This is a genomic window from Thermopolyspora flexuosa (genome assembly GCF_006716785.1).
Classification (GTDB): domain Bacteria; phylum Actinomycetota; class Actinomycetes; order Streptosporangiales; family Streptosporangiaceae; genus Thermopolyspora; species Thermopolyspora flexuosa.
Map to the genome: position 1 here is coordinate 756,738 of NZ_VFPQ01000001.1, position 17,295 is coordinate 774,032.

A 17,295-nucleotide genomic window follows, 5' to 3' on the forward strand; every position below is an offset into this window, starting at 1 on the left:
CTTCGCCCGCCGGTCGGTACGGCCGGCCTCACAGCAGGCCGCGGCGCTCCAGCAGCGGATCCAGCCGGGGATCGCGGCCGCGGAAGGCGCGGAACGCCTCCATCGCGTCCACGCTGCCGCCCTTCGACAGCAGCTCCCGCCGGAAGCGGTCGCCGTTCTCCCGGCGCAGCCCGCCGTTCTCCTTGAACCACTCGACGCTGTCCGCGTCGAGCACCTCGCTCCAGATGTACGAGTAGTAGCCCGCGCTGTAGCCGCCGAAGAAGATGTGGGCGAAGTAGGTGCTGCGGTACCGGGGCGGGACGCGCTCCAGCGCCACGCCCGCCTCGCGCAGCGCCCGCGCCTCGAACGCCTCCACGTCGGCGTACTCGGCCGGGTCGGTGTCCACGTCGATGGTGTGCCACGCCCAGTCGAGCAGCGACGCGGCGAGGTACTCCACGGTGGCGTAGCCCTGGTTGAACCTCCGGCCGGCGAGCATGCGGTCGACCAGCTCCTGCGGCATCGGCTCGCCGGTCTCGTGGTGCCGGGCGTAGTTGGCGAGCACCTCCGGCCAGGTCGCCCACATCTCGTTCACCTGCGACGGGTACTCCACGAAGTCCCGCGGCACCGCGGTCCCCGAGAACCGGGGGAACCGCACGTCGGAGAAGAGCGCGTGCAGCGCGTGCCCGAACTCGTGGAACATCGTGTTCACCTCGTCGAAGGTGAGCAGCGCCGGCTCGCCCGGCGGCGGCTTGACGATGTTGAGGTTGTTCACCACCACCGGTCGGGTGCCGAGCAGGTGGGACTGCCTGACGAGGCTGTTCATCCACGCCCCGCCGCGCTTGGACGGCCGGGCGTAGTAGTCGGCGAGGAACAGGCCGAGCCCGGTCCCGTCGGCGTCGAACACCTCGAACACCCGCACGTCCGGGTGGTAGCCGGGCAGGTCGGGCCGCTCCGTGAAGCGCAGGCCGTACAGCCGGGAGGCGGCGTAGAACACGCCGTCGCGCAGCACCCGCTCCAGCTCGAAGTACGGGCGCACCGCGGCCGCGTCGACGTCGTAGCGGGCCTTGCGCACCTTCTCGGCGTAGAACGCCCAGTCCCACGCCTGCACCTCGAACCCGGCCGTCTCGTCGAGCGCGGCGGCCTCCCGGTGCGCGTTCGCCACCGCGGGGGCCACGAGCTTGCCGAGCATCTCGGCGACCGCCCGGGTGCTCGGCGCGGTCTGGTCGGCCACGACGTACTCGGCGTGGTTGGCGTAGCCGAGCAGCCGGGCCCGCTCCGCACGCAGCCGTACGATCCGCGCCACCAGCTCGGCGTTGTCGCGCAGGCCACGGCCGACCGAGGCGTTGTGGATGCGCTCGCGCAGCGCCCGGTCGGTCAGCTCGGCGAGCGCGGGCTGCTGGGTGGGCAACACCAGGCCGATCACGTACCTGCCGTCCAGGCCGCGTTCCCGGGCCGTCTCGGCCGCGGCCCGCACCGCCTCCGGGGAGAGGCCGTCGAGGAGCGCCACGTCGTCCACCACGACCGCGCGCTCGTTGGTGTCGTTGAGCAGGTTCTGCTGGAACGCCGTGGAGAGGGTGGACAGCTCCTCGTTGATCTTCCGGAGCCGCTCGGCGTCGGTCTCGTCGAGCTCGGCGCCGGCCCGCACGAAGTCGGTGTGGTAGCGCTCGAGCAGCCACCGCTCGTCCGGGGCGAGGCCGAGCTCGTCGCGGGCCTCGTAGAGGGCCTTGATGCGGGCGAACAGCGCGCGGTTGAGGTGGATCGCGTCGGCGTGCTGGGCGAGCCGCGGCGTGATCTCCTTCTGGATGCGCTGGATGCCCGGGTCGGCGTCCGCGGAGACCTTGTTGAAGAACACCGCCGACACCCGGTCCAGCACCCGGCCCGAGCGCTCCAGCGCCACGATCGTGTTCTCGAAGGTGGGCGGCTCGGGCGAGGACGCGATCGCCTCCACCTCGGCGAGCTGCTCGGCCATGCCGCGCTCGAACGCGGGCAGGTAGTGCTCCTCGCGGATGCGCTCGAACGGCGGCAGCTGGTACGGCAGGTCGCTCGGTGCGAAGAACGGGTTCTCGGCCACGGCGTCTGGCTCCTCTCCACGCGCTGCCTACCAGGATGCCGCCGACCGGGCCCGGCGCAAACGCCGGATCCGCGGTGTCCGCACGCGGCCGACCGGGCTTCCGGCATTCGTTTTGGTGCTCGGTGCCAAGCTGGGCTATCCTTTCGAACGTCGCGAACGGCCGACAGGCCGCGAGCAATGGGGTATGGGGTAATTGGCAGCCCGGCGGATTCTGGCTCCGCTAGTCTAGGTTCGAGTCCTGGTACCCCAGCGATACGCTGACCGACGCGGATGTCTCCCGACATCCGCGTTCGTCGTTTTCGGGCGATGTGAGGATGCTCACCCCGGACGTCCGTGGGACACGCGGTCGCCCGCGGCGCCGGGGGAGAGGGACTCGGCATGTTCGCGCATGGCGTGCAGCGCCGCGCGGGCCGCGGCGAGGTGGGCGCGTTCGGCGGCGAGTACGGCGTCGCCGGATCACTCGGCCATGCCGGGCGCGGGCCGGTGCGCGGGCATGGCAAGGTCTCCAGGTTCTCGCCGGACGGTCGGCTGCGGCACGGCGCGCTCCGGTCCCGTCGTCATGCGCCGCGGCCACGGCCGTGGCCGGCGCGCTCCGCGCCCGCCGCGTGACCGCCGGGCCGTGCGGGGGTCGTTCAGGCCCACGCGTCCCGGAGGGCGCGGTGCCCGCTGCGCCGCCCGGGCGCCTCTTCGCGCCGTTTCGCGCCGGGCGCGGTGGCCGTTCCCGCCGCGTCGCCGCCGCCGGGCCGATCGCGGGCCTCGGATCCGGCTCTGCGTTTCCGCAGGTCAAAGCCATGATCGAAAAGCGGGCGGCAATCGGTTTGGTCATCCGGTCCGCGTACGGTACAGTTACGGACGTCGCAAGGAAACCCGCCGCGAACGGCGGGGGGCAAAGCGACAGGCAAGGTCCCGTCGTCTAGTGGCCTAGGACGCCGCCCTCTCAAGGCGGTAACGCCGGTTCGAATCCGGTCGGGACTACCACGAGGATCCGCCACCCGGAGCACGGGGAGGCGGATTTTTCGTTTCCCGGGCAAGGCGCCGGGGCGTCCGTCCCGGGGTGCGGCCGGGACGGGCGAGGGCTCTGCTCCGCACGGCCCGCCCGCGCGAGCCCGAGAGGACGCCACAGAGGGCGCAAAGACCCCGTCGGGACTCCGGGGAGGGTCCCGACCGTTTCGGCCCGCGTCGGTGGCGCTCAGCGGGTCACGGCGGCCGAGCGGGCCTTGAACAGGGCGCGCCGGGCGGCCTTGGTCACCCGCTTGTCCGGGTGGGCGTCGGCGATCGTCTCCAGCAGCTCCGGCAGATGCGGGTGCGGCACCTTCCAGATCGAGTCGAGCAGCCCGAGCAGGTCCCGGACCGTGCCCACGTCCCGCAGCGTGTTCACGAACTCGCTGCGGCCGAGGCCCGCCGAGATCGCCCACATGTCGAGGATCATCCACTGCACGTCCGCCGGGCCGGGCGTGGGCGCGTCGGGCACGCCGAGCCGGGCGAGGCAGTTCGTCGCGTACGGCCGCAGCGACGGCTCGTCGAGCACGGACCGCCACGCGGGCACCGCCGCCTCGCCGAGCGAGCCGACCATGCTCGCCGCCTGCACCCGGACCATCTCGTTCGACTCGTCCGCCGCCGCGGCGTCGAGCAGCTCCTTGGCCGCCCGCTCCGGGGCCCGGGTCGCCAGCCAGCCGGCGAACTCGGCGTCGGCCTCCTCGTCCGGCAGGTCGACGCAGATCTCCAGCAGCTCGGCCGCGCTCATCACGTCGAACGCCGGGCGGGCGTCCACCTCGATCCCGGCCTCGTCGGCGAGGTGGAGCACGCCCTCCACGCCGAGCGGCGTGAGCCGTACCACCTCGGCGCCGCCGTCCGCGGCGCGCTCGACCATGCCGTAGCCGGCCAGCCAGTCGAGCGCGGGGGCGAGCGGGTCGCCGTACCGCTCGGCCGCCGCCGCCCACGCGTCCTCGCCCAGGTCGTCGAGGTCCGCGGCGGCCTCGGCGAGCTCGGCGCGCAGCTCGTCGGCCCGGCGCGCGCCCCCGGCCACCAGCAGCCGGACCAGCACGCCGCGGGTGAGGCCCTCCAGCGCCTCGGTGAGGTCGTCGTCATCGAGCTCGGGGTCGCCGTAGTCGACCGAGCGCAGGCCCTGCACCCACAGCTCCAGCACGTCCTCGTCGTCGTCGAACGGCCAGTCCGCGGTGTCCTCGGCGAGGGTGACCCGGCCGCGCCGGTCGGCGACGAGGAACTCCAGGTCGAACGCGTGCTCCCAGAGGTTCCACAGCTCCCGCTCGTGTTCGGCGGGCACCTCGGCGCCGTCGGCGGGCCGGGGCAGCCCGGCGGCGGCGAGCGCGCCGGCGAGCTCCGCGCCCCCGGACGGCGGGTCCCGGCGCACCCGGCGCCGGTCCGCACCGGCCCACAGCGCCAGGTCACGGGCCCGGGCGATGAGCGGGACCTCGCGGGCCGCGGCGGCGAGCTCCGCGTCCGGGCGCAGCCGGACCGCGGGCAGGCCGGCGAGCGCCTCGGCGAACGGCTCGAAGTCGCCGAGGCCGCCCGGCTCGTCCTCCTCGTCGAGCTCGTCGTCGTCCCAGTCGCGCTCGGCGATGAGGTCCTCCATCGCCGCGACGAAGTCATCCTCGAGCGCGTCGAGCTCCGCCAGCAGCGTGGCGAGGGGATCGCTGCCCCGGTGCAGCCGCCCGGTGGTGGACAGGAACGTCAGGTACGCCCGCAGCGTGGGCACCATGCCGTCCGCGGCGGCGTCCGGGTCCTCGATCACCTTGGGCAGGCGGTCGAGGAGCACGGTGCGCAGATCGCCTTTGCGCCAGACGTGCACGTCGTCGCGTACGCTGAGGCGATGCCACAGGGCGGCCGAGCCGAGCAGCTCGGGGTCGCTGTCGGGGGCGTGCTTCGGCGCCCAGAGGATGAACTCTTGGAGCAGCGGGCGCAGCTCGGCTGCGGCCGCCTCGATCCGATCGGTCACCCCGCCAGGCTAGTCGGTGCCGGTTCGTGGGGCCGCCCGCGCGGCCCCGCCGCTCCGTACGCGTTCCGCGGTCAGGCCCCGCCGTTGGCCCGGCGCATCGCCTCGCTGATGCGCTCCGCGGCGGCCACCACGGCGGCCGCGTGCAGCCGGCCGGGGCTGCGGGTCAGGCGCTCGATCGGGCCGGACACCGAGACCGCGGCGATCACCTTGCCGCCCGGCCCGCGCACCGGGGCGGACACGCTCGCCACGCCCTGCTCGCGCTCGGCGACGCTGTGCGCCCAGCCGCGGCGCCGTACCGCGGCGAGGGTGGTGGCGGTGAACTTGGCGCCGCGCAGGCCGCGGTGCAGCCGCTCCGGCTCCTCCCAGGCGAGCAGCACCTGGGCGGCCGATCCGGCGGTCATCGGCAGCGCGGTGCCCACCGGGACCGTGTCGCGCAGGCCGCTCGCGCGCTCGGCCGCGGCGACGCACACCCGCTCGTCCCCCTGGCGGCGGTAGAGCTGGGCGCTCTCCCCGGTGTGGTCGCGGAGCTGGGCGAGCACCGGCTGGGCGACCGCGAGGAGCCGGTCCTCACCCGCCGCCGAGGACAACTCCGCCAGACGCGGTCCGAGAACGAACCTTCCCTGCATGTCCCGTGAGACGATGCGATGGTGCTCCAGCGCGCAGGCCAGCCGGTGGGCCGTGGGCCGGGCAAGGCCGGTGGCCTGCACGAGCTGGGCCAGGGACGCGGGGCCCGCTTCGAGGGCGTTGAGGACCAAGACTGCCTTATCGAGTACGCCGACTCCGCTAGAGTTGTCCATAACACGATATTGCCGTCTCGATATGCGAGATGCAAACCCACACTCGGGAGAGTGGCACGCAAGGAGGCGTCGCACACCATGGGTCGCACACTGGCCGAGAAAGTCTGGGAACAGCATGTGGTCCGACGGGCCGAGGGCGAGCCGGACCTGCTCTATATCGACCTGCACCTGCTCCACGAGGTGACCAGCCCGCAGGCGTTCGACGGCCTGCGCCTCGCCGGCCGTAAGGTCCGCCGCCCCGACCTCACCATCGCCACCGAGGACCACAACGTGCCCACGGTGCTCGGCCCGATCACCGATCCGGTGTCGAAGGCCCAGGTGGAGACGCTGCGGAAGAACGCCGCCGAGTTCGGCATCCGGCTGCACCCGATGGGCGACCCCGGTCAGGGCATCGTGCACGTCATCGGCCCGCAGCTCGGGCTCACCCAGCCGGGCATGACCATCGTCTGCGGTGACTCGCACACCTCCACGCACGGCGCGTTCGGCGCGCTCGCGTTCGGCATCGGCACCTCCGAGGTCGAGCACGTGCTCGCCACCCAGACGCTGCCGCAGTACCGGCCGAAGACGATGGCGATCGAGGTCCAGGGCGACCTGCCGTACGGCGTGACCGCCAAGGACCTCATCCTCGCGATCATCGCCAAGATCGGCACCGGCGGCGGGCAGGGCCACATCGTCGAGTACCGCGGCGAGGCCGTGCGCAAGCTGTCGATGGAGGGCCGGATGACGGTCTGCAACATGTCCATCGAGGCGGGCGCGCGGGCCGGCATGATCGCGCCGGACGAGACCACCTTCGAGTACCTCAAGGGCCGCCCGCACGCGCCGAAGGGCGAGGCCTGGGACCAGGCGGTCGCCTACTGGAAGACGCTGCGCACCGACGACGACGCGGTGTTCGACAAGGTGGTGGAGATCGACGCCACCCAGCTCACCCCGTTCGTCACCTGGGGCACCAACCCCGGCCAGGGCGCGCCGCTCGGCGGCGTGGTGCCCTCGCCGGAGGACTTCGACGACCCGATCGAGCGCGCCGCCGCCGAGCGCGCCCTCGCCTACATGGACCTCAAGCCCGGCACGCGGCTGCGCGACATCAAGGTCGACACGGTCTTCGTCGGGTCGTGCACCAACGGGCGGCTGGAGGACCTGCGCACCGTCGCCGAGGTGCTGCGCGGCCGCAAGGTCACCGCGCGCACGCTGATCGTGCCCGGCTCGATGGAGGTGAAGGCCGCGGCCGAGGCCGAGGGCCTGCACGAGATCTTCATCGAGGCCGGCGCCGAGTGGCGCACCGCGGGCTGCTCGATGTGCCTGGGCATGAACCCGGACACGCTCCGCCCGGGCGAGCGCAGCGCCTCCACCTCCAACCGCAACTTCGAGGGCCGGCAGGGCAAGGGCGGCCGTACCCACCTGGTCTCCCCGGCCGTCGCCGCCGCGACCGCGGTCACCGGCCGGCTGACCGCGCCCGCCGACCTGTGACCGCCCGCCGACTTCGCCCTTGAGAGGAATCCGACGATGGAGAAGTTCGTCTCGCACACCGGCCGCGCCGTGCCGCTGCGCCGCAGCAACGTCGACACCGACCAGATCATCCCGGCCGTCTGGCTCAAGCAGGTGAGCCGTACCGGCTTCGAGAAGGGCCTGTTCGCCGCCTGGCGGGAGGACCCCGACTTCGTGCTCAACAACCCGGCCTACGACGGGGCGACGATCCTCGTCGCCGGTCCCGACTTCGGCACCGGCTCCTCCCGGGAGCACGCGGTGTGGGCGCTGCAGCAGTACGGCTTCCGCGTGGTGATCTCGCCGCGGTTCGGTGACATCTTCCGCAACAACGCCACCAAGATGGGCCTGCTGCCGGTGGTGCTGCCCGAGGACGTGGTGCTGAGCCTGCAGGACCTCGCGGAGAAGGACCCGCAGGCGGAGCTCACCGTCGACCTCGACGCCCGCGAGGTGCGCTGGGCCGGCGGCACGGTCCCGTTCGAGATCGACGACTACACCCGGTGGCGGCTGATGGAGGGTCTCGACGACATCGGGCTGACCCTGCGGCACGAGGACGCCATCGCGGCGTACGAGAATGGTCGGCAGCCATGGCTGCCGACGACCGTGTGACCGACCATTTCCGGGAGAGCTTTCCCGGCCTGCACGGCCTGCTGGCGCGGCGGTTGCGCGACGCGCACCGCCGCGTCCGGCTGCTCGCGGTCCCGCGGGAGGAGCGCGTCCGGCTCACCAAGCGCCTGCTGGTGATCTGTGATGTGGCAAAGCGCGACATTCACCACGCGAACGCACGCCTGGAGGCGTTCCTGACCGAGCTCGCCGCCTATTACGACACGCCGAGTGAGCGCAACATGGCCGCTGGTGATTGAGTCCCACGCCGGTGTCCCCTAATTTCAAGCAGGTAAGGGGTTACCAGGGGGGGAAACATGAACAAGCGCGAACTCGTCGAGGCGGTGGCCGGCCGGCTCGGCGACAAGAAGGCCGCGACCGAGGCGGTCAACGCCGTGCTCGACGTCATTCAGCAGGCGGTCGCCGGCGGCGACAAGGTCTCGATCACGGGTTTCGGCGCGTTTGAGATGGTGCACAAGCCGGCGCGCACCGCCCGCAACCCGTCGACCGGTGAACCGATCGAGGTGCCGGAGAGCTGGGTGCCGCGATTTCGGCCCGGGACGGATTTCAAGGAGCTGGTCAACGAGGGCGGAAAGAGGCAGAAATAGCCACGCCGCGTAATGGACGCCACGGCGCCCGGCCTCGATGGGGCCGGGCGCCGTCCTTTTCCGGCCCGTTACCCCCGGATCCTCACTCGCCTTCGTCCCCGCCGGGCGGGGAAAAGCCGGGATGGGTGATGGTGACGACCACGTCGCCGAGCATCGAGATGGTCACCCGCTGACCCGGACGCAGCGTGCGCAGCGGCCCGGCGTCGAGCGCCTCGCGGCCGAAGCCGACCGGCGTGCCGTCGTCGAGGAACAGCGTGCCGCTGCGCGTCCTCGGATCGAACGTCCGTACGGTGGCCTGCACGGCCGCCATCCTAACGCCCGGCGTAGCTCGCCAGGCCGCGCAGAATGACGTCGAGGCCGAGCTCGAAGCGCGCGTCGTTGTCCGCCGCGAACATCGCCCCGGAGAGCGCGACGAGGTTCGGGAACCGGTCCGGCGGCAGCGCGGCGAAATAGTCCCGCATCTGCGTGCCGAGCCCTTCCCAGAACGGGTCGCCCTCCGGTTTGTGTTCAAACCACAACGATTCCTCGTAAACGAACCCCTCCACATAGGTGGAGAGCATGTCGGCGGCGGCGGTCACCATGTCGTCGGGCAGCCCGCCCGCCCGGAGGATCGCGAAGACCCGCTCCACGATCGGCAGCATCTCGCGGGTGAGCGGGAGGTGCCGCATGGAGATGCGGGCGAGGTCGCGGTGGGACCGCAGGCGGGCGCGCACCTGTCTGGCGTACTCCTTGACCTGCTCGGTCCACCGCTCGGGGTCGGGGTCGGGGACGTGCAGGCCGGCGAAGGCCCGGGTGTACATCAGTTCCAGCAGCTCGTCCTTGTCCCGGACGTGCGCGTAGAGGGCCGAGACCACGACGCCGAGCTCGGCGGCGACCTGGCGCATGCTCAGCCGGTCGAAGCCCACCCGGTCGAGCACGGTGAAGGCCGCGTCGATGATGCGGTCCCGGCTGAGGGGGACCCGGGCGGGGGCGGTGCGCTTGGCCGGGCGCTCCCACGGCGGCGGTGGCAGGGAGTCCTCGGCCTTCTCGGGTTCGCTGGTCATCGATCTCCCTGTCGGCCTGCGCCTCCACTTCTACCACAGGCCCCGAACCCTGCCGAGCGATGCTCAGCACGGAGAACACCTCTCTTGATGGTGAACAGTGTTCTATGACAGAACATTGCTCAGATATGGTGAACACTGTTCTCTAGGAGGGGTCATGACCACCCCCGTTCCCGATTCCATGTCCGCCGCCCCGGCGCCCGCGGACGCCGAGACCGGCCATCGATGGCGCTGGACCGCCCTCGTCGTCCTCCTCGCCGCCGAGGTGATGGACCTGCTCGACGCGCTGGTCACGCACATCGCCGGGCCCGCCGTCCGGGCCGACCTCGGTGGCGGCGAGAGCACGATCCAGTGGCTCGGCGCGTGCTACACGCTCGCGCTCGCCGCCGGCCTCATCACCGGCGGCCGCCTCGGCGACATCTACGGCAAGAAGCGCATGTTCCTGGTCGGCGCCCTCGGGTTCGCCGCCGGCTCGCTGCTGTGCGCGGTGGCCTGGACGCCCGGGACGCTGCTCGCCGCCCGGGTGGTGCAGGGCGCCTTCGGCGCGGTGATGCTGCCGCAGGGGCTCGGCCTGATCAAGACCATGTTCCCGCCGCGCGAGATGCCGCTCGCCTTCGGGCTGTTCGGCCCGGTGATGGGGCTCGCCTCGGTCGGCGGGCCGCTGCTCGCCGGGTGGCTGATCGACGCCGACCTCTTCGGCACCGGATGGCGGATGATCTTCATCATCAACCTGCCCGTGGCGCTGCTCGCCGTACTCGCCGGGTGGTGGGTGCTGCCCGAGGCCCGTACGGCACGGCCGCCCCGGCTCGACCTCGCCGGCATGCTGCTCGTCACCGCGGCCGGGCTGCTCGCGATCTACCCCCTGGTGCAGGGGCGCGAGCTGGGCTGGCCGGCCTGGACGTTCGCGATGATGGCGGCGTCCGCCGGGCTGTTCGCCCTGTTCGGCCGGTACGAGGTGGCCCGGCGGCGGGCGGGCGGGGACCCGCTCGTGGTGCCCGAGCTGTTCCGCAGGCGGGCGTTCTCCGGCGGGCTCGTCACCGGGCTGGTGTTCTTCGCGGTGATCGCCGGGTTCTCCCTCGTGCTCAGCCTGTACCTGCAGATCGGCCTGGGCCGCTCCGCGACGGACGCGGGGCTCGCCTTCCTGCCCTGGTCGATCGGGTCGGCGATCGGCGCCGGGGCCGGCGCGGCCCTCGTGGCGCGGCTGGGCCGCCGCCTCGTCCACCTCGGCCTGGCCGTCATGGCGCTCGGCGCGGGCGGCCTGCTCGTCGTCCTGGAGACCGCCGGGCAGGTCACGGTCTGGGCGATGAGCCCCGCGCTGGTCGTCGCCGGCCTGGGCATGGGCGCGGTCATGGCCCCGTTCTTCGACATCGTGCTCGCCGGGGTGGAGCCGCGGGAGACCGGCTCGGCCTCCGGCGCGCTCACCGCCGTGCAGCAGCTCGGCGGGTCGTTCGGGGTGGCGCTGCTCGGCACCGTGTTCTTCCAGTCCGGGACGGCCCTCCATGCGGGAACCGGCTTCGGCGGCGCGATCCGGACCACCCTGTGGCTCGTGCTCGGCATGCTCGCGCTCACCTTCGCGGTGGCGTACCTGCTGCCGCGCCGGGCCCGCCCGGGCGCCGGGCACCCCTGACCGCCCCGGCGGCGCGGTCGCCGCTAGCCGGACAGGCCCATCTCGGCGGCGACCGCGGCGGTGTGCGGGCCGACGCCGAGGGCGAGCGCGTCGCGCAGGTCCTCGATCGTGTCGACGTCCCGGCGCACCGAGGCGACCCCGTCGAGCAGCAGCTCCTTCGCCCCGCCCGCCAGGTGCCGGGCCCGGGACTCGCCGCCGAACGCGGGCCGGAACGGCTCGCTCCGGCGGGCCGTGTAGCAGGTGGTGCCCACCTCGACCGCGTCGGGGAGGAACGCCTGCTCGAACTGCTCCGCCGCGGCGAGCACCCGGGCCAGCTCGGCCGGGCGCAGCGCGGGCAGGTCGGCCTGGAGCGCGGCCACGTGGTCGCCCGGCGCGAGCCGTACCGCCTCGGCGGCTCCGGCGCGCAGCGCGGCGTTGAGGCCGCGCAGCGGGTCGCCCACCACGTGCGCGCCGAGCGCGGCGAGCCGCTCGGCCGGGACCGGGTCGGCGGTGACCACCACGACCCGCCGCACCGGCGGGCAGGCGAGCGCCGCCGCCACCGTGTCACACGCCACCGCGACCGCGAGCGCGGCCCGGTACGGCCCGGCGGCCTCGGCGAGGCGCGTCTTGGCGGCCACGAGGGTCTTCACCGGCACCACCACGGACCAGCCGGAACCTCCCACGACATCCATGCCTACCAGCATCCCGCCTCGACAGGCGTGGCGGCGAACCGGGAGACTTGGGGACGCACCTGTCCGCCGACCACAGGAGGGGTAATGAGTCGCCGGCCCGGACGACCGTCGCTGTTTTGGGAGGCGCTGGCCGTGGTGATCCTGCGGCCGTTGCTGTTCCTTCTGGTCAAGCGGGACTGGCGGGGGAGGATTCCGCGCGAGGGCGGCTGCATCATCGCGCTCAACCATCTGTCGAACATCGACCCGCTGCTCATCTCCCACTACCTGTACGTGAACGGGCGGTGGATGGTCTTCATGGTCAAGGAGAGCCTGTTCCGCTACCCCGTGCTCGGGTACGTGCTGCGCAAGCTGCGGCAGATCCCGGTCGCGCGCGGCCGGGCCGACGCGGCGGTGTCGCTCAAGCACGCCGAGGCGGCGCTGCGGGAGGGGGCGTGCGTGGTCGTCTACCCCGAGGGCACGGTCACCCGGGACCCCGACCTGTGGCCGATGGTCGGCAAGACCGGGGTGGCCCGGCTCGCGCTCGCCACCGGCGCGCCGGTGATCCCGGTCGCCCACTGGGGGGCGCAGGAGCTGCTGCCGTACGGCAAGGAGACGCGGCCCCGGCTGCTGCCGCGCAAGACCTTCCGCGTGCTCGCCGGGCCGCCCGTCGACCTGTCGAAGTACCAGGGGCAGCCGATCCGCGGCACCGTGCTCCGCGAGGCGACCGCCGACATCATGGCGGCGATCACCGCCCAGCTCGCCGAGCTGCGCGGGGAGAAGGCGCCCGACACGCCGTACGACATGAACCGGGCGCGTGCGGGCGAGGGCGCCCCGAACGGCTCCGCGAATGGCTCCGGGAACGGCTCGGCGGGTGAGGGCGCGACCGGCCCCGCGTCCGGATCGGCGGGCGACGCGGACAACGTCGCCCAGGCTTGATGACGTCGTACGGTGAGAAGATGACCAAAGCCGCCGTTTTCGGATCCGGGTCCTGGGGGACCACGTTCGCGATGATCCTCGCCGAGGCGGGCACCCAGACGATCCTGTGGGGGCGCCGCGCCGAGGTGGTGGAGGCCATAGACAGGCGGCACGAGAACCCCGACTATCTGCCGGGCGTGCGGTTGCCCGACGGACTGCGGGCGACCACCGACCCCGCCGAGGCGATGGACGGGGCCGATCTGGTCGTGCTCGCCGTACCCGCCCAGACGCTCCGCGGCAACCTCGCCAGGTGGGTGCCGTACCTCCCGGACCACGCCGTGCTGGTGAGCCTGATGAAGGGCATCGAGCAGGGCACCTGCAAGCGGATGAGCGAGGTGATCTGCGAGGTCGCCGAGGTGCCGCTGGAGCGCGTCGCGGTGGTCTCCGGGCCCAACCTGGTGGGCGAGCTCGTGCAGCGGCAGCCCGCCGCCACCGTGGTCGCCTCGGTCGACCCGGTGGTGGCCAAGCGGCTCCAGGAGGCCTGCCACCTGCCCTGGTTCCGGCCGTACACCAACCCCGACGTGATCGGGGTCGAGCTGGGCGGCGCGGTGAAGAACGTGATCGCCCTCGCCGTGGGGGTGGCCGTCGGCATGGGGCTCGGCAACAACGTGGCCGCCACGCTGATGACCCGCGGCCTCGCCGAGATCTCCCGGCTCGGTGCGGCGCTCGGGGCCGACCCGCACACCTTCGCCGGGCTCGCCGGAATGGGCGACCTCATCGCCACCTGCACCTCGCCGCTGTCGCGCAACCGCACCTTCGGGGAGAACCTCGGCCGCGGCATGACGCTCGAGGAGGTCGTCGCCGTCACCAAGCAGACCGCCGAAGGGGTCAAGTCGTGTGAGTCGGTGCTCGAGCTCGCCCGCAAGCACGGCGTGGAGATGCCGATCACCGAGGTCGTGGTGGGCGTGGTGCACGACGGGCTGTCCCCGCGCGAGGCCGCGATGCTGCTGATGTCACGCACCCCCAAGCCGGAACGGTACGGCCTGTGACGGCGCCGCCCCTCGGCGGGGACTCCCGGGCGGTCGGCCTGCCGCCGTGCCCGGCCCCCGGCCACGAGCCGGCCGGGAGGCCGGTCCGGCGAGGTACGGCACGGCGCTTCGCCACCGTCGCCGGGCACGCCGCCGTGGCCGGGCCGTACCCGCGCGATCCGGCCGCGAACGCGTTCGCCTCCGCCGTGGCCGCCCCGGCGTTCTCCTCCGGCCGGGGCGCGCCCGCCCCGGCGTTCCTTTGCCGGTTCCCGGCCGTTCCGCGGGCGGGCGCGCACGCGCTCGCGTCCCGCCCGCTGCGAAAGGAAGCGGGGATTTTTCATCGGGATTGTGACGGCCGCACCCGACGCGCTGCCGTCCTTTGACACACGAGGACCGACATCCCGGTCTCAGGTATGACAGCGGGGTACATTCGGACATCATGAACGAGCAGCGCGAGAACCGGCGTGGGATCCGCGTCGCGGTCGTCTTCGGCGGGCGCAACTCCGAGCACGCCGTCTCCATCATGGGTGCGGGCAGCGTGATCAAGGCACTCAACGAGTCCGGCTACGACGTGATCCCGATCGGGATCACCACGGACGGGCGATGGGTGCTCGCGTCCGAGAACCAGTCCTACGAGATCGAGGGCACCAAGCTGCCCGAGGTGGAGCACACCGGGGCCGAGCTCGCGCTGCCGTCGGGCGGCTCCGAGCTGGTCGTGCTGGAGCACGGGAAGTTCCCCGAGCTCCGCGACGTGGACGTGGTGTTCCCGCTGCTGCACGGCCCGTTCGGCGAGGACGGCACCATCCAGGGCCTGCTGGAGATGGCGGGCATGCGGTACATCGGCTCCGGCGTGCTCGCCAGCGCGGTCGGCATGGACAAGGCGTACATGAAGGCGCTGCTCAAGCACGCCGGGCTGCCGATCGGCGAGTACGTGGTGGTCCGGGACCGGGACTGGCGGCGCGACCGGGCCCGGGTGCTCAAGGAGGCCCAGGAGCTGGGCTGGCCGGTGTTCGTCAAGCCCGCGCGGGCCGGCTCGAGCCAGGGCATCTCCAAGGCGAACGACCTCGACGAGCTGGAGCGGGCGGTCGAGTTCGCCCGGCGGCACGACCCGAAGGTGCTCGTCGAGGCCGCGATCGTCGGCCGGGAGGTCGAGTGCGCGGTGCTCTCCCAGCTCGACGACGAGCCGCCGAAGGCGTCGCTGCCGGGGGAGATCCTCGTCCACGGCGACCACGAGTTCTTCGACTTCGAGGCGAAGTACTACCCCGAGCAGATGTCACTCCGGGTGCCCGCGGACATCCCCGACGAGGCCGCGGAGCGGGTACGCGAGCTGGCGGTGCGCGCCTTCGAGGCGCTCGGCTGCGAGGGGCTCGCCCGGGTGGACTTCTTCTACCGGCCGGACGGCTCGCTCATCCTCAACGAGATCAACACGCTGCCGGGGTTCACCTCGCTGTCGGTGGCGCCGCAGCTGTGGGCGGCGAGCGGGCTGTCCTACCCGGAGCTGCTCGACCACCTGATCAAGCTCGCGCTCACCCGCCCGGTGGGCCTGCGCTGACCGCCGGGCGTCAGGGCGAGCGCCGTCGCCGTGCCGTACCCGATGGGCCGTCCCGGACGGCCGCGCCCGATGGGCCGTCCCGGACGGCGCGGCGGCGGGCCGGCCCGGCGGGCCCGCTCAGTGCGGGAACGCCTTCTTGATCGGTTGGGCGAGGTCGACCAGCACGTTGCCCGGGGTGTGCTCCCGGGAGATCGTCACCTCGATGTACGCCTCCCGGTCGACCGCGGTGAACAGGGTGGGCCGCTCCGGGTCGGCGAACCAGGCGACGCCGTTCACCTCGGGCACCGTGTCGGTGGGGTTCATCGCGGCGGGGCGGGGCACGCCGCAGCGCAGCGCGATCTCGCCGTCGCCCCACACGGCGACGTACGGGGACTTCGGCGTCGTCTCGCCGCGCGCGGCGCCGTCGAGCTTCTGCGGCAGCTCACGCACGAGCCGCCGGCAGCCCTCGGCGGCCGCGCCCTCCGGTGTGGGCGGATCGATCCGGACCGGCCCGGAACAGCCGGCGACGACCAGCGCCGTCAGGACGACCGCGGCGACGACGCGCACCCCTGCCCCCTTGCATGCTCAGATGTGCACTATCGGACAGGTAAGGGTACGCGTGATGCCCTCGACGGCCTGAATCCGGGCCACCACGAGCTTGCCGAGCTCGTCGACGTCGCGGGCCTCGGCCCGGACGATCACGTCGTACGGGCCGGTCACGTCCTCGGCCTGGGTGACCCCGGCGATCTCAGCGATCTGACGGGCGACCTCGGCGGCCTTCCCGACCTCGGTCTGGATGAGGATGTAGGCCTGCACCATCGTTTCCCTCCCGCGCGCTGAGCTGCTGCGTCGGCATCGAGAGCCGGAGCGCCACGGTACATCGAAAGCACCCGGAGGTGTAAGATCAAAATCGGGGATTTGGGCGAATTTGGGGTTATTAATCGCATTACAGGTCGATTAACACAGGGGCCGGACGTCCTGCTCGGTCCCGGCGACGACGCCGCGGTGCTCGCCGCCCCGGACGGCCGGGTCGCGGTCACCACCGACCTGCTCGTCGAGGGCCGCCATTTCCGCCGCGACTGGTCGAGCGGATACGACATCGGGCGCAAGGCGGCCGCGCAGAACCTCGCCGACGTGGCCGCGATGGGCGCCCGCCCGACCGCGCTCGTCGTCGGCCTCGGCATCCCCGCCGACACCCCCGTGGCCTGGCTCGACGCGCTCACCGACGGCATGCGGGACGAATGCGCCGAGGTCGGGGCGAGCGTCGCGGGCGGCGACATCGTGCGCGCCGACCTGGTCGTGCTCGGCGTCACCGCGCTCGGCGACCTGGGCGGACGCCCCCCGGTCACCCGGTCCGGGGCGCGGCCCGGGCAGCTCGTCGCGGTCACCGGCCGGCTGGGGTACGCCGCCGCCGGGCTGGCCCTGCTGCAGGCCGGGCACGCCACCGAGGAGTTCGCCGAGCTCGTGGCGGCGCATCGCCGTCCCCGCCCGCCGTACCGGCGCGGGCCGGAGGCGGCGGAGCTGGGGGCGACCGCGATGCTCGACGTCAGCGACGGGCTGGTGCAGGACCTCGGGCACATCGCCGCGGCCTCCGGGGTCGGCGTGGCGGTGGATCCGGAGGCGCTGCCCGTGCCGGAGACGATGCGGGCGGCCGCCGCGGCGCTCGGGGCCGACCCGCTCGACTGGGTGCTGGGCGGCGGCGAGGACCACGCGCTCGCCGCGGTCTTTCCCGCCGGTACGGCACTGCCGGACGAATGGCGGGTGATCGGCCGGGTGGTCGAGGGCGGCGGCGTGCAGGTCGCCGGACGTGCCGCGGGACGCGCCGGTTGGGATCATTTCCGGTAAAAGGCCCATTGTTTTCGCCGGAATTTGTTACGAATGTGATGAGAGATGCGGCAGTAGTGATGTAGACCAAAGGGGTCGTTATGGGCCGAAGCGGAGTTCCCTGGGAAGGGGATACTCCGTACTGGAGCCAAGGGCCGTATCGGTACCGGCGCCAGGGGACATATGC

The 17,295-nt window shown here is 72.9% G+C and carries 17 protein-coding genes and 2 tRNA genes; 11 read left to right on the forward strand and 8 right to left on the reverse strand.

Annotation, left to right across the window (positions count from 1 at the left end):
* Positions 1-28 precede the first annotated feature (28 nt).
* A complete protein-coding gene (locus FHX40_RS03295; protein WP_142258240.1) occupies positions 29-2,050 on the reverse strand; it encodes a M3 family metallopeptidase in 2,022 nt (673 codons plus the stop codon).
* 178 nt (positions 2,051-2,228) lie between these two features.
* On the opposite strand from FHX40_RS03295, the gene FHX40_RS03300 reads away from it, so the two are divergent.
* Positions 2,229-2,300 (forward strand) — tRNA-Gln (locus FHX40_RS03300).
* A gap of 652 nt (positions 2,301-2,952) precedes the next feature.
* Positions 2,953-3,028, forward strand: a tRNA-Glu gene (locus FHX40_RS03305).
* A gap of 211 nt (positions 3,029-3,239) precedes the next feature.
* Here the strand turns inward: FHX40_RS03305 and FHX40_RS03310 are convergent.
* Entirely contained in the window at positions 3,240-5,006 is a 1,767-nt protein-coding gene (locus FHX40_RS03310; RefSeq protein ID WP_142258241.1) for a hypothetical protein, read from the reverse strand.
* 71 nt (positions 5,007-5,077) lie between these two features.
* A complete protein-coding gene (locus FHX40_RS03315; RefSeq protein WP_142258242.1) occupies positions 5,078-5,803 on the reverse strand; it encodes an IclR family transcriptional regulator in 726 nt (241 codons plus the stop codon).
* Between the two features lie 78 nt (positions 5,804-5,881).
* Between FHX40_RS03315 and leuC the strand changes: the two genes are divergently transcribed.
* From leuC to FHX40_RS03335, 4 genes are read left to right on the forward strand one after another with little or no spacing between them, the layout of a single operon-like run.
* Complete coding sequence (gene leuC / locus FHX40_RS03320; RefSeq protein ID WP_142258243.1) at positions 5,882-7,267, forward strand: 3-isopropylmalate dehydratase large subunit; 1,386 nt, start codon at positions 5,882-5,884, stop codon at positions 7,265-7,267.
* Between the two features lie 36 nt (positions 7,268-7,303).
* Entirely contained in the window at positions 7,304-7,891 is a 588-nt protein-coding gene (gene leuD / locus FHX40_RS03325) for a 3-isopropylmalate dehydratase small subunit (protein ID WP_142258244.1), read from the forward strand.
* A complete protein-coding gene (locus FHX40_RS03330) occupies positions 7,870-8,145 on the forward strand; it encodes an SCO5555 family protein (RefSeq protein WP_142258245.1) in 276 nt (91 codons plus the stop codon). Before leuD ends, FHX40_RS03330 begins: the two co-directional genes overlap by 22 nt.
* Positions 8,146-8,202: 57 nt before the next feature.
* Entirely contained in the window at positions 8,203-8,493 is a 291-nt protein-coding gene (locus FHX40_RS03335; protein ID WP_142258246.1) for an HU family DNA-binding protein, read from the forward strand.
* Positions 8,494-8,575: 82 nt separating this feature from the next.
* Here the strand turns inward: FHX40_RS03335 and FHX40_RS03340 are convergent, their stop codons facing one another.
* Complete coding sequence (locus FHX40_RS03340) at positions 8,576-8,794, reverse strand: hypothetical protein (RefSeq protein ID WP_142258247.1); 219 nt, start codon at positions 8,792-8,794, stop codon at positions 8,576-8,578.
* Between the two features lie 10 nt (positions 8,795-8,804).
* Entirely contained in the window at positions 8,805-9,536 is a 732-nt protein-coding gene (locus FHX40_RS03345) for a TetR/AcrR family transcriptional regulator (protein ID WP_142258248.1), read from the reverse strand.
* Positions 9,537-9,690: 154 nt separating this feature from the next.
* Between FHX40_RS03345 and FHX40_RS03350 the strand changes: the two genes are divergently transcribed.
* Complete coding sequence (locus FHX40_RS03350) at positions 9,691-11,160, forward strand: MFS transporter (protein WP_142258249.1); 1,470 nt, start codon at positions 9,691-9,693, stop codon at positions 11,158-11,160.
* A 23-nt stretch (positions 11,161-11,183) separates the two neighbouring features.
* Here the strand turns inward: FHX40_RS03350 and cofC are convergent, their stop codons facing one another.
* Positions 11,184-11,831 carry a 2-phospho-L-lactate guanylyltransferase gene (gene cofC, locus FHX40_RS03355; protein WP_142258250.1) on the reverse strand — a complete coding sequence of 216 codons (648 nt, stop codon included), beginning with the start codon at positions 11,829-11,831 and terminating at the stop codon, positions 11,184-11,186.
* An 84-nt stretch (positions 11,832-11,915) separates the two neighbouring features.
* On the opposite strand from cofC, the gene FHX40_RS03360 reads away from it, so the two are divergent.
* The 3 genes from FHX40_RS03360 to FHX40_RS03370 all read left to right on the forward strand — a co-directional run bounded on the left by FHX40_RS03360 (position 11,916) and on the right by FHX40_RS03370 (position 15,305).
* Complete coding sequence (locus tag FHX40_RS03360) at positions 11,916-12,746, forward strand: lysophospholipid acyltransferase family protein (protein WP_142258251.1); 831 nt, start codon at positions 11,916-11,918, stop codon at positions 12,744-12,746.
* Between the two features lie 20 nt (positions 12,747-12,766).
* On the forward strand, positions 12,767-13,774 hold the full coding sequence (locus tag FHX40_RS03365) for an NAD(P)H-dependent glycerol-3-phosphate dehydrogenase (RefSeq protein WP_142258252.1): 1,008 nt from the start codon (positions 12,767-12,769) through the stop codon (positions 13,772-13,774).
* Between the two features lie 418 nt (positions 13,775-14,192).
* Complete coding sequence (locus tag FHX40_RS03370; RefSeq protein WP_142258253.1) at positions 14,193-15,305, forward strand: D-alanine--D-alanine ligase family protein; 1,113 nt, start codon at positions 14,193-14,195, stop codon at positions 15,303-15,305.
* A gap of 117 nt (positions 15,306-15,422) precedes the next feature.
* Here FHX40_RS03370 and FHX40_RS03375 read toward each other — a convergent pair whose 3' ends face one another.
* The gene (locus tag FHX40_RS03375) at positions 15,423-15,851 is read right to left on the reverse strand and encodes a DUF3515 domain-containing protein (RefSeq protein WP_142258254.1); all 429 of its coding nucleotides are present in this window, start codon (positions 15,849-15,851) and stop codon (positions 15,423-15,425) included.
* 18 nt (positions 15,852-15,869) lie between these two features.
* Positions 15,870-16,103 carry an Lrp/AsnC family transcriptional regulator gene (locus FHX40_RS03380; RefSeq protein ID WP_142258255.1) on the reverse strand — a complete coding sequence of 78 codons (234 nt, stop codon included), beginning with the start codon at positions 16,101-16,103 and terminating at the stop codon, positions 15,870-15,872.
* Between the two features lie 60 nt (positions 16,104-16,163).
* Between FHX40_RS03380 and FHX40_RS03385 the strand changes: the two genes are divergently transcribed.
* The gene (locus tag FHX40_RS03385; RefSeq protein ID WP_142258256.1) at positions 16,164-17,129 is read left to right on the forward strand and encodes a thiamine-phosphate kinase; all 966 of its coding nucleotides are present in this window, start codon (positions 16,164-16,166) and stop codon (positions 17,127-17,129) included.
* Positions 17,130-17,295 lie beyond the last annotated feature (166 nt).

Excerpts from the sequence above, each read along its gene's own strand:
- FHX40_RS03315 (WP_142258242.1), bottom strand. The coding sequence starts at position 5,803 with ATGGACAACTCTAGCGGAGTCGGCGTACTCGATAAGGCAGTCTTGGTC.
- leuC (WP_142258243.1), top strand. The coding sequence starts at position 5,882 with ATGGGTCGCACACTGGCCGAGAAAGTCTGGGAACAGCATGTGGTCCGA.
- leuD (WP_142258244.1), top strand. The coding sequence starts at position 7,304 with ATGGAGAAGTTCGTCTCGCACACCGGCCGCGCCGTGCCGCTGCGCCGC.
- FHX40_RS03330 (WP_142258245.1), top strand. The coding sequence starts at position 7,870 with ATGGCTGCCGACGACCGTGTGACCGACCATTTCCGGGAGAGCTTTCCC.
- FHX40_RS03335 (WP_142258246.1), top strand. The coding sequence starts at position 8,203 with ATGAACAAGCGCGAACTCGTCGAGGCGGTGGCCGGCCGGCTCGGCGAC.
- FHX40_RS03345 (WP_142258248.1), bottom strand. The coding sequence starts at position 9,536 with ATGACCAGCGAACCCGAGAAGGCCGAGGACTCCCTGCCACCGCCGCCG.
- FHX40_RS03350 (WP_142258249.1), top strand. The coding sequence starts at position 9,691 with ATGACCACCCCCGTTCCCGATTCCATGTCCGCCGCCCCGGCGCCCGCG.
- cofC (WP_142258250.1), bottom strand. The coding sequence starts at position 11,831 with ATGGATGTCGTGGGAGGTTCCGGCTGGTCCGTGGTGGTGCCGGTGAAG.
- FHX40_RS03360 (WP_142258251.1), top strand. The coding sequence starts at position 11,916 with ATGAGTCGCCGGCCCGGACGACCGTCGCTGTTTTGGGAGGCGCTGGCC.
- FHX40_RS03365 (WP_142258252.1), top strand. The coding sequence starts at position 12,767 with ATGACCAAAGCCGCCGTTTTCGGATCCGGGTCCTGGGGGACCACGTTC.
- FHX40_RS03370 (WP_142258253.1), top strand. The coding sequence starts at position 14,193 with ATGAACGAGCAGCGCGAGAACCGGCGTGGGATCCGCGTCGCGGTCGTC.
- FHX40_RS03380 (WP_142258255.1), bottom strand. The coding sequence starts at position 16,103 with ATGGTGCAGGCCTACATCCTCATCCAGACCGAGGTCGGGAAGGCCGCC.